12 protein-coding genes and 1 other RNA gene are annotated in these 12,563 nt (G+C 37.5%); all 13 read left to right on the forward strand.

Annotation, left to right across the window (positions count from 1 at the left end; all coding sequences use genetic code 11):
* Positions 1 to 93 precede the first annotated feature (93 nt).
* Complete coding sequence (locus R3F25_11510; GenBank protein ID MEZ5497431.1) at positions 94 to 1,740, forward strand: electron transfer flavoprotein-ubiquinone oxidoreductase; 1,647 nt, start codon at positions 94 to 96, stop codon at positions 1,738 to 1,740.
* A 5-nt stretch (positions 1,741 to 1,745) separates the two neighbouring features.
* Positions 1,746 to 2,276 (forward strand): chalcone isomerase family protein, encoded by a 531-nt coding sequence (locus tag R3F25_11515; protein ID MEZ5497432.1) that lies wholly within the window; start codon positions 1,746 to 1,748, stop codon positions 2,274 to 2,276.
* A 3-nt stretch (positions 2,277 to 2,279) separates the two neighbouring features.
* Positions 2,280 to 5,252, forward strand: a complete 2,973-nt coding sequence (locus R3F25_11520) for an amidohydrolase family protein (protein ID MEZ5497433.1) — start codon at positions 2,280 to 2,282, stop codon at positions 5,250 to 5,252.
* Positions 5,249 to 6,517 carry an amidohydrolase family protein gene (locus R3F25_11525; protein ID MEZ5497434.1) on the forward strand — a complete coding sequence of 423 codons (1,269 nt, stop codon included), beginning with the start codon at positions 5,249 to 5,251 and terminating at the stop codon, positions 6,515 to 6,517. Before R3F25_11520 ends, R3F25_11525 begins: the two co-directional genes overlap by 4 nt.
* Positions 6,518 to 6,546: 29 nt before the next feature.
* Entirely contained in the window at positions 6,547 to 7,641 is a 1,095-nt protein-coding gene (locus tag R3F25_11530; protein MEZ5497435.1) for a DUF2066 domain-containing protein, read from the forward strand.
* A complete protein-coding gene (locus R3F25_11535) occupies positions 7,638 to 8,216 on the forward strand; it encodes a CDP-alcohol phosphatidyltransferase family protein (GenBank protein MEZ5497436.1) in 579 nt (192 codons plus the stop codon). The genes R3F25_11530 and R3F25_11535 overlap by 4 nt, the downstream gene beginning before the upstream one ends.
* A gap of 5 nt (positions 8,217 to 8,221) precedes the next feature.
* On the forward strand, positions 8,222 to 9,346 hold the full coding sequence (locus R3F25_11540) for an AI-2E family transporter (protein ID MEZ5497437.1): 1,125 nt from the start codon (positions 8,222 to 8,224) through the stop codon (positions 9,344 to 9,346).
* Entirely contained in the window at positions 9,312 to 10,043 is a 732-nt protein-coding gene (locus R3F25_11545; protein MEZ5497438.1) for a DnaA/Hda family protein, read from the forward strand. Before R3F25_11540 ends, R3F25_11545 begins: the two co-directional genes overlap by 35 nt.
* A gap of 34 nt (positions 10,044 to 10,077) precedes the next feature.
* Positions 10,078 to 10,173: signal recognition particle sRNA small type (gene ffs, locus R3F25_11550), an RNA gene on the forward strand.
* Between the two features lie 116 nt (positions 10,174 to 10,289).
* Positions 10,290 to 11,315, forward strand: a complete 1,026-nt coding sequence (locus tag R3F25_11555) for a low specificity L-threonine aldolase (protein ID MEZ5497439.1) — start codon at positions 10,290 to 10,292, stop codon at positions 11,313 to 11,315.
* Complete coding sequence (ybaK, locus tag R3F25_11560; GenBank protein MEZ5497440.1) at positions 11,312 to 11,779, forward strand: Cys-tRNA(Pro) deacylase; 468 nt, start codon at positions 11,312 to 11,314, stop codon at positions 11,777 to 11,779. Before R3F25_11555 ends, ybaK begins: the two co-directional genes overlap by 4 nt.
* A 105-nt stretch (positions 11,780 to 11,884) precedes the next feature.
* Positions 11,885 to 12,274: a hypothetical protein gene (locus tag R3F25_11565; protein ID MEZ5497441.1), complete on the forward strand. Its 390-nt coding sequence runs from the start codon at positions 11,885 to 11,887 to the stop codon at positions 12,272 to 12,274.
* Entirely contained in the window at positions 12,271 to 12,459 is a 189-nt protein-coding gene (locus tag R3F25_11570; protein MEZ5497442.1) for a helix-turn-helix transcriptional regulator, read from the forward strand. Before R3F25_11565 ends, R3F25_11570 begins: the two co-directional genes overlap by 4 nt.
* The last annotated feature ends 104 nt before the right edge of the window (positions 12,460 to 12,563 follow it).

The raw sequence follows: 12,563 nt of genomic DNA on the forward strand, positions 1-12,563 counted from the left end.
ATGAACCGGCTTTTTTTGTTGTTTAATTTTCTGTAAATTACAAACAATCCAGTTATAATGTGAAACTTGGTTTTTTGTTTGTGAGAAAAGGTAATGACACGAGAATCGATGGAGTTTGATGTTGTAATTGTTGGAGGTGGTCCATCAGGGCTTTCAGCAGCGATACGGTTGGCACAAATTTCACAGGAAAAAGGCAAAGATTGGCAGATTGCTTTGGTTGAGAAAGGCTCGGAGATTGGAGCTCATATCATTTCCGGAGCGGTTATTGAACCAACAGCTTTGAATGAATTGTTTCCCGATTGGAAAAACATGGGAGCACCACTGACAACCGAAGTGAGTGGTGACGAATTTTACTATTTGCGTTCTCAACAAAAATCCACAAAAGTTCCTAACTTTTTAATTCCAAAACCGATGAGAAATCACGGTAATTACATCATTTCTCTTGGCAATCTATGCCGTTGGTTGGGTGAACAGGCGGAGAACCTTGGTGTAAATATTTTTCCGGGCTTTCCCGCATCAGAAATCGTTTATGATGAAAACAACCAAGTTAAAGGGGTGATTACCGCCGATATGGGCATAGACTCAGAAGGGAATGAAAAAGCCGGATTTGAACCCGGATATGAGCTTTTAGCGAAGCATACTATTTTTTCTGAGGGTTGTCGTGGGCACTTAGGAAAACAACTCATTGAGAAATTTGAATTAGACAAAAACGCTGATCCGCAACATTATGGCATTGGCATCAAAGAAATCTGGCAAATTGATGAAGATAAGTCACACCCCGGAAAAGTTGTCCATACGTTGGGTTGGCCTTTAAATAATCACACTGAAGGCGGCGGATTTTTGTATCACTATGAAAAAGGCAAGGTGGCATTAGGCTTTATTGTTGCTTTAAATTATGATAATCCTTATCTCAGTCCGTTTGAGGAGTTTCAGCGCTGGAAACACAATCCGGTGATAAAAAATGTGATTGAAAACGGCAAAAGAGTTTCCTACGGTGCCAGAGCGCTGAATAAAGGCGGAATGCAATCTCTCCCGAAACTCGAAGTCCCGGGTGCTTGCTTGACCGGTTGTGATGCCGGCTTTTTGAATCCTGCGAAAATCAAGGGAACTCACACCGCTATGAAAACCGGAATGTTAGCAGCCGAAAGTATTGCGGAAAATTTATTGAGAGAAGATTCGCAAGATGTTTCCACAAATTATTCGGAATCCGTGCAGAATTCATGGGTTTATTCAGAGTTGAAAACATCGAGAAACTTTGAACCCTCCTTGAATAAGTTCGGAACATTTTTTGGCGCTGCTTTTACATTTATTGATCAAAATATTTTCAGAGGAAAACTGCCATTCACGCTGCATAATCGCAAACCTGATTACAGTTGTTTGAAATCGGCACAAGACTCTAAGAAAATTGAATATCCAAAACCGGACAATACAATCAGTTTCGATCGATTGTCATCGGTTTTCCTGTCGAGCACCAATCATGAAGAAAACCAACCGTGTCATTTGCAGCTAACTGACGAAACGATACCGGTTAATGTAAATTTGGCAAAGTGGGATGAGCCGGCACAAAGATATTGTCCTGCGGCTGTATATGAAATTGTTGAAGAAAATAATGTGACAAGTTTTAGAATAAACTCGCAAAATTGTGTACACTGCAAAACCTGTGATATCAAAGACCCAAGTCAGAATATTACTTGGGTGACTCCGGAAGGTGGCGGAGGTCCGAACTACTCAAATATGTAATGCTGATGATGAAACGAATTTGCTTTATTTTCTTCCTGATTTTTTCAGCATCACTATATGCTGAGAGGGATACTCGTTGGGTCGAAATTGGTGAAGGAACCTACGAACAAGGCTTTCTTTTTCCATACAAGATTAAGCTGTCAGTTCCATACGGAGTTAAAAATATTGACGAAATCAAACAAGGACTTTTTCCTGTAAAAATAGAATTAGACTGGTTATTGATTCAATATTCCAAAGAAGATGTCAGTAAACTGTTTTATCGTCAGTTCAAAGACAAGTTTAAAGACAGGGAAGAAAGTTTCAGGCTTTCACAACATATGATCAATATGTTTCTGAATAAACTTCCATCAGTACAAAAACATGATCATTGGACATTTATCTATTATCCTGATGAAGGAATGAGATTGTTCATTGATGATAAAAAAATATATCATTTGGTCGGAGCGGAATTAAACAGAGCTCTCCTTCAATCCTGGTTAAGTAATAACCCTGTATTAACCTCCAAACTTTTTAGTAGAATCCTTAAAATCAAATAAAATATGAAATCTAAATTTATCGCACTCACATTATTGCTTATCTGCTTTAATACTCTAGCAAAAACAATTCCTACTGATCGTATCAATGGTGTAAAAGATGAACGTAACACAATTTATGCCCTAACAAATGCTGAAATATATCTAGACTCAGAAACCCTTGTTTCTAATGCAACACTTCTTGTTAAAGATAATAAAATCATAAATATCAGTAATGGAATTAAGGTGCCGGAAAATGCTGTTGTTCATGACATGAATGGGGCTTATATTTATCCCGGTTTTATCTTGATGGATAGTGATTATGGATTGAAAGAAGCTCCGAAAACGGAACCATTTTCTTTTTTTGGAAAAGAAGTTTGGGACAATACTTTGCCAGGTGCGGTTAATACCAATGAAGCGATAAAGAGTTCCTTTAACGCGGTGAGTGAGTTTAATCACGACTCAAAAAAAGCAGAAGAATTAAGAAAATCCGGCTTTACAACAGCACTCATTTCAAAACACGATGGAATTATGCGTGGAACATCTGCTTTAGTGAGTTTGGACGATGATTCTGAGCAACAAAGTATTTTAAATTCTCAGCAATCATTTCACTTGTCATTCAATAAGGGTAGCTCGAAACAATTATTTCCAATTTCACTCATGGGAGCATCCTCACTTGTCAGACAAACATGGCTAGATGCTCAATGGTATGCACAGCAAAATGGAATGTATGTGGACTTGGACTTACAAGCATTGAACGAAGCTGAAAATTTGCCGACAATTTTTCATACCTCAAATTGGCAACAAACAATGTTGGCAGATAAGTTGGCAAGAGAATTTGGTAAAAATATCATTATCAACTCTTCCGGTGATGATTACAAACATATTGATTCCATCAAGAAGCTGGGCAGAAGTTTAATTGTTCCAATCAACTACTCCAAAGCACCGGATGTAAGTAATGATCTTGACGCTTGGGATGCCTCATACGAAGAGATGAAGGAATGGGAATTATCACCGTATAATTTTTACTATTTGCATAAAAACGACATTGAATTTGCAATCACACCGGCAAGTGGAAACCTCAAAGACTTCATCAAAGACTTACGCAAAGCTGTTGAGAAAGGACTTCCAAAAAGTTCAGTCTTGGCTGCACTGACTCGTGTTCCTGCCAAAATATTGAATAATAAGAACTTGGGTCATTTGAATAAAGGAGCGTATGCTAACTTTGTGATTTCACAGGGTGATTTATTTTCAAAAGACGGTCAATTGGTCGAAAGCTGGATTAATGGACAGCGATACGTCCTTTCAGATTTTGTCAAACTTTCATCCGGAAAATACCAATTGGTGCAAGAAGATAATAAGATCGAATTGGAATTGACGATATCTGAAGGAAAGACCAATCTGAAATCAACCGATGAAGAAAATAAGGATAAGTTTTCTTTCAAAAGCGAAGGAGACTTCGTGACTCTGGAGATAAAATCAGAAGACAAAACCGAGAAGTTATTTGGGTTGATTGAGAATAATTTGGCAAAAAATATTCCCGGGCAACTTCCGGAATGGCAACTCCAAAGAATTGATGATGTCCAAGATGTCAAGAAAGAAGAAGTTGATAAACTCAATATTCCTCAGATTCCCAAGCCATTTTCAGCTTATGGAATGCATCAGATACAAGATTACGGCAGTGTTTTGCTAAAAAATGCAACTGTCTGGACTAATGAATCAGATGGAGTTCTGACAGAAGCCGATGTGTTTATCAAAAATGGCAAAATCAGTGATGTTGGGCAAAAACTCAAAGTAAAAGCAGATAAAGTGATTGATGCCAGCGGAAAACACATCACGGCCGGAATTATTGACGAGCATTCACACATCGCTCTATTGTCAGTCAATGACATTGCAGTCAATTCATCAATGGTTCGCATGGAAGACTCTTTAGACTCAGATAACATTAATATCTATCGGAATTTGGCTGGTGGTGTGACTGCCGCTCAATTATTACATGGTTCGGCGAATCCAATTGGCGGACAATCGGCTTTAATAAAAATGCGTTGGGGAGCTGTCGGTGAAGAGTTGTTGATTGAAGATGCTGATGAATATATTAAATTCGCGTTGGGTGAAAACGTCAAACGCTCACGTTCTGAAAACTCAAGCAGGTATCCGCTCACCCGTATGGGAGTTGAGCAAGTTTATCGAGATGCTTTTACAAATGCCAAAGCTTATGAGAAACAATGGCAGGATTACAATAAGCTGAGTAAAAAAGCGAAAGCAAAGACACCGCCACCTCGAAGAGATTTAATGCATGAATCCACTTTGGAGGTGGTTAACAGCGAAAGATTTATTTCTTGTCACTCTTATGTTCAGTCAGAAATCAATATGTTGATGGATGTGGCTGAAGATTTTGATTTCAAAGTGAATACATTTACACATATACTCGAAGGATATAAAGTTGCTGATAAGATGTTGGAACACGGTGTGGGGGCTTCGACTTTTTCCGATTGGTGGGCGTATAAATGGGAAGTGAATTATGCGATTCCCTACAACCCCACAATATTAACCAAGGTTGGGGTGACGACTGCGGTCAACTCCGATGATGCGGAAATGTCCAGAAGACTCAATCAGGAGGCAGCCAAGTCTATAAAATATGGCGGTCTATCTGAAGAAGAAGCATTGAAAATGGTAACTTTGAACCCGGCAAAACTACTTCATCTGGATGATAGAATGGGAAGTATCAAAGTTGGAAAAGATGCCGATATTGTGCTTTGGAATGATAACCCAACAAGCATTTACGCAATAGCAGAGAAAACCTTTGTTGATGGGCGTTTATTGTTTGACAGAGAGCAACAAACAGAAATTGAATCATCAATTGAGAAAGAAAGGCAACGTCTTATCAAAGCCATCAATGAATCATCAGAACCGAAGAAACCATCTGCAAAACCACCGGCTAAACAAATGCATTGTGACAGTATCACCGGCTATGAATATTTAACGGAGGAAGTGCTATGAAAAAACTCATATTTTTAATCGTATTTTCGGCAGCCGTTTCAGCTTTACCACCGGCTCCATCAGATCAACAGGAAAGTGTGGTTTATCACAATGCGAACATTCATGTGGGTAACGGACAATACCTTCCAAATGCAACCATTGCTTTCGAGAATGGTAAGATAACCCGAGTTGGATATTTCAAAATGGCATGGAAACCAACTGATATTGACTTAAAAGGCAAACACGTTTATCCGGGGTTTATTTTGCCTGTGACAAATTTAGGATTAACCGAAATCGGTGCCGTTAAGGCGACAAAAGATGATGCGGAAACCGGATTAATCAATCCGAATATTCGATCCATTTCAGCGTATAACACAGACTCGGAAATCACTCCGACTCTGAGATTTAACGGAATATTGCTGGCACAAGTCACACCACAAGGTGGTTTGGTCAGTGGCTTATCTTCAATCGTTCAACTGGATGCCTGGAATTGGGAAGATGCTACTGTGGTTGCGGATGATGCATTGCATATTAATTGGCCGAATCATGTACAGAATAGGTTTGATTTCTCCACTTTTACAATGAAAAAAGAAGAGAATAAAGAATTTCAAACTCAGGTCAACTCAATTAAATCATTGTTTATAGATGCTAAAAATACAGCTAACTCAAAATCTCAAAGTGATAATTTGAAACTGAAAGCAGTAGAGCCTGTTTTTACATCAAGCAGAAAGGTTTATGTTCATACTGATAACCCTGTAGCAATCATAGAATCAATTACTTTCCTGCAAGAAGCCGGAGTGAAAAATATTGTTTTAGTGGCAGGGCAGGGAGTTGAGCCGGTGATTGATTTTCTTAAAAAGTCCGATGTTTCAGTTATCGTCAACGGAGTACACAAACTGCCGGATCGTTCGGATCATTCTGTTGACAATGGTTACATCACAGCAATTAAGCTGCAAAAAGCAGGCGTTCCAACAGCTCTTGGTTATCCATCAGTAATGAGTGGCAGAAATCTGGCTTTCACTGCCGGAACCTTGGTTGGATATGGCATGGAGAAAGAGCAGGCACTACAAATGATAACATCAGCAACAGCAAAAATTCTGGGAATTGATAAGTCTTACGGGACATTGGAAACAGGTAAAAGTGCTACACTGATAATCACTGAAGGAGATGCTTTGGATATGAAAGGCAATATTCTTACCGATGCCTATATTGATGGTAGAAAAATTAATCTCGAGGGAAGACAACAGGAACTGAACAAGAGATATATGGAAAAATATAATTTATGAGAATAATGTTCTTATCAAGAGGGAAACTTATGCAAAGAAAGATAACTTTTTTGTGTTTATTGCTTTGTATAAGTATTTCATTAGCTTTTGCAAATTCAATTGATGCAACCCGGACATTTATTTTATCAGAGGATACTAATCTCGATGATCCGATAAAACTTCGTCAGGCTTTTGCCCAGATTTTGGCAATGAACACGGGTGAGAATATTTTTGATATTTTGCAAAATCCGCTTTTTCTTGAAACCAATCCAAAACCGGCAGTCAAACGAGCTTATTTTGAAAAAATCGAACGTAAATATTTATCAAGCGATGTGAGCAAATACTGGTTTCATGTCGTTATGGATGAAGATTTTATATTGCAAATGGTACAAAAAGCCGGGTTTTCACTGCTTCCTCATGAAAGACAAGAAATTATGTTGTGGGCAGTAAAAGAAGAATGGATTGAACATGATGAAGAATTTAGTCTGTCTCGTGAAAAAGGACTGGACTATGCATACAATGATGAAAAGTTCACTTATTGGTTTAACAAGTGGAGTCAATCATTAGGTTTGATTTTCACAAATCCTGTACTTGATGAAAGTGATATGCTTGAAGTTTCACAAGAGTCGGTTAAAACTTTAACTTATGATGCCAGCCAACAATCGCTTGAGAGATATCATACCGAACAAAGCTCACTGATCTATTTTGAAAGAGATGAAGGTATTGTCAAAGTGCGTTCCGGTTATTTTGATAAAAACGGCAATATGACTTTAAAGCACTTCCAGGAAACCTCAGAAAACGAAGACATTGTTTGGTTTTCGGTAATGGCTGATATTTTTGATAAGTATGCATCCTTGCGCCGAATTAACAGCTCAAGTTTGCAAAATCACTCTGTTCAAATCGAAGTTCATTCGATTCAAGGTTATGATCAGGTCAGAGAAGTTGAAAAATACTTACAGAAGTTATCGGTTGTCAGGCAACTGGATATCATCGCCGCTTCAAAGGGAAGTTTGATTCTAAAAGTTGATTTAATCGTATCAAGTGATACATTTTTAGAAATACTTGAAAATGATAACTTCCTTGAACGCAATCAAAATAACCCCATAAACAGACTTATATTTGATGTAATTAATCAGGAATTATGACTTGGCTAAGCTATTTACCGAACGCTATTACAATTGGAAGAATTTTGGCAATGATTCCGTTGGTTTGGTTTATGTTGGAAAAACAATATGAATATGCTTTGTATGTTGCATTAGCGGCCGGTTTTTCAGATGTACTGGATGGATTCCTTGCTCGTAAATTCGGCTGGGAAAATTGGCTCGGTGGTGTGCTTGATCCGTTAGCTGATAAGTTTATGATGCTTTGTTGTTTTCTTGTTTTTGCAGTTCAAGGTATTGTTCCGCATTGGCTTTTGATTCTGATTCTGGCAAGAGACGTCGTTATCATAACCGGAGCGACTTTTTATCACTTTACAATAGTAAAAGTTGACAAGGCCAAACCCAGTATTGTCAGTAAATTAAATACGGCTTTCCAAATTTTATTGATATTAGTTTTATTAGCTCATCTATCAGTTTATCAGGTTGAGTCATTTATAATCAAAGCATTTATTTATCTTGTTACATTTTTAACCATTGCCAGTGGCTTTCACTATATTTATTTTTGGGGAAAGAAAGCTATTGTTGAACATGAAAAACAAATGCAAAATAAAGGGGAATAAAGATCATGTTTTCTAGCTCGAACCGTTGGTATTTTATGGCAGTTTTTCTGCTATTGGGATTCTTTATTTATCTACTTTCTCCAATACTGACTCCATTTGCAGTGAGTGCTTTGATTGCTTATTTGTTTGACCCTCTGGCTGATAAACTCGAAAGTTGGAAATTAAGCCGAACCCTTTCAGTTGTTATTGTGTTTTTTATGATGACATTGATTGTATTTATTATTCTGTTATTTTTAATTCCAACTCTTGAACATCAAATCAGCAAACTGATTACCAATTTACCACAGTATTTTGTCTGGATGAGTGAGCATATATCTCCCTGGTTGAAAGAAAAATTTGGTATTCAGACCGATATTTTTAATATGTCTGAGGTAACTGATTTATTGAAAGGTCATTGGAATGAAGCGGGTGGTATTGCTAAAAATTTATTAGCATCACTCTCAAAGAGCAGCTTAGTTGTAGTTAATTGGTTGATGAATTTGTTGCTGATTCCTGTTGTAACTTTTTATTTGTTGAGAGATTGGGATATCTTAACAGCAAGAGTCGGAGAGCTGATTCCTCGTCCGGTTTATCCGACAATTAATAAATTGGTGACAGAATCGAACTCTGTTCTGAGTGCTTTTTTGCGTGGTCAGTTCTCAGTGATGCTGGCATTGGGAATTATTTACACTATTGGTCTATGGATAATAGGACTTGATTTTTCATTGCTGATTGGAATGGGAGCCGGTTTGGTTTCGTTTATTCCTTATCTTGGAGCCATTACCGGGATGGTTGTAGGAGTGATTATTGCTTTCATTCAATTTGGTGATGTCACTTATGTGATTTATGTTTTATTGGTATTTGGTATTGGGCAATTACTTGAAGGCATGGTTTTGACTCCTTGGCTGGTTGGCGACCGAATCGGGCTTCATCCCGTTGCTGTCATATTTGCGGTGCTTGCGGGTGGTCAGCTTTTTGGTTTTGTTGGTATTTTGCTTGGTTTGCCTATTGCAGCTGTTGTGATGGTGTTGTTGAGATTTGCCCACCAAAACTATATCAACAGTAAAATGTATGGAGACGAACAAGAAATTAGACTATCCAGCAAGGAAGAACTCGATGAAAACAGCGAATCAGATGATGAGCAAAAATAATGCACAAATTCCTCTGAATTTTCCAAATCAGAATTATCAAACATTAGAAAACTTTGAAGTTGGTGAAAATGATTCGCTAGTTGAATCAATAAATAGTTTTTTAACAGCTGACTCTGAAAATTTATTTTATTTTTATGGCGCTGAAGGAAGCGGGAAATCCCATCTATTGACCGGATTGGTTGAAAAGCTGAAACGAGATGGTATCTCTGTGGTTATTCCAACAACTACAGATATCGCCAATCGCTCACATGTTTCTCTGATTCAAATGTTTGATGTTTTATGTCTTGATGGTATTGAAAAACTTGCCGGCGATAGTTTGCTTGAAGAATCACTGTTTTTCTGGATTAATGAGGTTCGGCAGTACAATAAAAAATTAATACTTTCATGTCAATTCTCCGCTAAAAACGAGCTGTGGAAGTTGCCCGATTTGCGATCTCGCTTATTATCAGGTCGAACACACCAAATAAAACCGTTAAACAGAAAACAAACATGGAGCATTTTTTTCAAAATGGCTGCACAAAAAGGAATTAACTTTGATGAAAAAGCAGAAAGTTACCTGCAAAAACAATTAAAGGTAAATATAAAGTTTCTAATGAATGTTCTGGATGCACTTGAAAGTGCCATTCATGCAGAGAAGAGAAAAGAAAAAATTTCAATTCACTTTATAAACAAAATATTACCAACAGTGCTTGAGTAATCTTGTTGTTTCATAGATAATACCAACCGACTTTCGCCGGTCACCCGGCAACGACTAACAGCGGACTTGGTCAGGCCCGGAAGGGAGCAGCCACAGTTGTGAATTCGTGTGCCGGGAGCGGCTGGCGGAAGTCACTATTCCTTTCTCTCTTCAATTCAAAGTAGATTTATTTTCTGGATGTAAAAGGCTTGGATGTTGTTATCCAATGTTTTATAGTTAGTGCTTTTTTTATTATTCGGCATATTTATGAACTTCAGAAGCGATAACGAAGCACCGGTCAATCCAATAATCATGCAGGCAATCATTGATGCCAATCAAGGTTATGATGAATCTTACGGCTATGATAAATACACCGAAAAATTAACCGAAGAATTTAAACAACTTTTTGGTTGCTGGTGTGAAGTGATTCCTCTTACAACAGGAACTGCTGCAAATTCGCTGGCAATTGCTTTGGCAGCACCACCCTATGGAAGTGCATTTTGTTTTCATCGTTCACACCTAAATGCGGATGAATGCGGAGCACCAGAATTCTTTTCCGATGGAGTCAAACTGATTGGAATCGAAGGAGAAAATGGAAAAATAGATTTAGATAAACTGGAAAATACATTGGCAAATAGTGGTGTTCACGGAGAACATGAGTGTTTACCATCAGTCATAAGTATCACGCAAAGTACAGAAGCAGGAACCATTTACTCTTCAGAAGAAATGGATCGGCTCTTAGAAATTAAAAACAAATACGGACTTTATCTGCATATTGATGGAGCAAGAATTGCAAATGCGGTAGTAGCACTCAATCAACCCATTGCCGAAATGACATGGAAAAAAGGAGTGGATCTATTATCTTTTGGGGCAACAAAAAACGGTGCGATGATGGCTGAAGCATTAGTCATTTTTAATCCGAAAATTATCGGAGATATTAAACGCCGAAGAAAAAGAGCCGGTCATTTAATTAGTAAAATGCGTTATGTGTCTGCTCAATTATTGGCTTACCTTAAAGATGACTTGTGGTTGAACCTTGCTAATCATGCTAATTCGCAAGCTCAATATTTTTATGAGTCTCTAAAAAACTCCCACAAATTTGTTTACCCGGTTCAAGCCAATGAAGCCTTTTTGCAACTTCCGGTATCTGTCATCTCAGAATTGCGAGCCAGAGGCTTTGAATTTCATATCTGGCCGGGAAGCAACGATATTATCCGCTTGGTATTTTCTCATTCGACAAAGAAAGAAGATGTTACCAATTTGATTAATACTATTGTGAACCTTTGCAAATGACACCTTGTATCAATTACCTAATCAAGGCGAAAGTCCCATATCAGATTCATGAGTACGAACATGATTCGGACTCTAAATCTTATGGATTGATGGCTGTTGAAAAGCTCGGACAACCTGACACAAAAATATTTAAAACTCTGGTTATTGATTGTGGAGCAAACGACCTTGCGGTTGCAGTCATTCCGGTTGCCAAAAGTTTAAATTTAAAAAGTTGTGCCAAATTCCTGAAAACCAAAAAATCCACAATGGCTGATGCAAAACTTGTGGAAAGAGTGACGGGTTACATTCTTGGTGGAGTGAGTCCGTTGGGTCAAAAGAAGAGACTTAAAACCATTGTTGATATTTCTGCAATGAATCAAGAAACAATTTTTATCAGTGCCGGTCGTCGAGGACTGGAAGTGGAAATCTCGCCTCACGACCTAACAAAATTAATTTCCGGTTCATTCTGTGATATTTCTCAATAGTTTTTCAAATAATTACAAGAAAATGTAAATAACACTTTACATTTTCAAGAATTACACTAGACTATATGTAAAGTTTAATTTACATTTAATTTGAGGTGAGTTCGTATGTCACATTGGAAACCAAAATATTTAAAACAATTTATTGCAGGAATTTTCGGATACTCGGTATTGATTCCATTTGTTATGATAGCAAAAAAACAGGAATACTTATCTTTAACAACAAAAATGTTAATCGTATTGATACCAATCATTCCGTTTATATTGGCAGTCAATGCCTTAGCAAAAAACTATCGAGAAATGGATGAGTTCTGGCAGAAAGTTATCGCTGAATCCTTTATCTGGACGCTCTCATTAACTGCAATAAGCAGTCTTGGTTTAGGGATGTTGCAATTGTTGGATTATGTACCGAGAGTTTCTTTAATATTTGTTTTTCCATATATGATTTCGATGCTGGGATTAAGTCTGTTTTTTGTTAAGAAAAAATACCTCTCATGAAAAACAGAATAAAGGAATTAAGACAGGAGAATGGTTGGTCACAACAAGATTTGGCAGAAAAACTTCAAGTCTCCAGGCAGTCAATTATCGCAATCGAGAAAGGCAGATTTGATCCCAGTCTACCTTTGGCTTTCAGAATATCAACTCTGTTCCAACTATCAATTGAAGAAATTTTCGAGAATTAAATTAATCAAAGATACACATATTTTTTTCAATCTAATTTAAATGAATCATGTTTATCTAAAATTGCATGTAAAGGCAAACAATTCAAAGTGAACTATAATCATTG

The sequence above is a fragment of the Gammaproteobacteria bacterium genome (assembly GCA_041395445.1).
GTDB lineage: Bacteria > Pseudomonadota > Gammaproteobacteria > Xanthomonadales > Marinicellaceae > NORP309.

Excerpts from the sequence above, each read along its gene's own strand:
- R3F25_11540 (MEZ5497437.1), top strand. The coding sequence starts at position 8,222 with ATGTTTTCTAGCTCGAACCGTTGGTATTTTATGGCAGTTTTTCTGCTA.
- R3F25_11545 (MEZ5497438.1), top strand. The coding sequence starts at position 9,312 with ATGAAAACAGCGAATCAGATGATGAGCAAAAATAATGCACAAATTCCT.
- R3F25_11520 (MEZ5497433.1), top strand. The coding sequence starts at position 2,280 with ATGAAATCTAAATTTATCGCACTCACATTATTGCTTATCTGCTTTAAT.
- R3F25_11510 (MEZ5497431.1), top strand. The coding sequence starts at position 94 with ATGACACGAGAATCGATGGAGTTTGATGTTGTAATTGTTGGAGGTGGT.
- R3F25_11525 (MEZ5497434.1), top strand. The coding sequence starts at position 5,249 with ATGAAAAAACTCATATTTTTAATCGTATTTTCGGCAGCCGTTTCAGCT.
- R3F25_11535 (MEZ5497436.1), top strand. The coding sequence starts at position 7,638 with ATGACTTGGCTAAGCTATTTACCGAACGCTATTACAATTGGAAGAATT.
- R3F25_11530 (MEZ5497435.1), top strand. The coding sequence starts at position 6,547 with ATGCAAAGAAAGATAACTTTTTTGTGTTTATTGCTTTGTATAAGTATT.
- R3F25_11515 (MEZ5497432.1), top strand. The coding sequence starts at position 1,746 with ATGATGAAACGAATTTGCTTTATTTTCTTCCTGATTTTTTCAGCATCA.
- R3F25_11565 (MEZ5497441.1), top strand. The coding sequence starts at position 11,885 with ATGTCACATTGGAAACCAAAATATTTAAAACAATTTATTGCAGGAATT.
- R3F25_11570 (MEZ5497442.1), top strand. The coding sequence starts at position 12,271 with ATGAAAAACAGAATAAAGGAATTAAGACAGGAGAATGGTTGGTCACAA.
- ybaK (MEZ5497440.1), top strand. The coding sequence starts at position 11,312 with ATGACACCTTGTATCAATTACCTAATCAAGGCGAAAGTCCCATATCAG.
- R3F25_11555 (MEZ5497439.1), top strand. The coding sequence starts at position 10,290 with ATGAACTTCAGAAGCGATAACGAAGCACCGGTCAATCCAATAATCATG.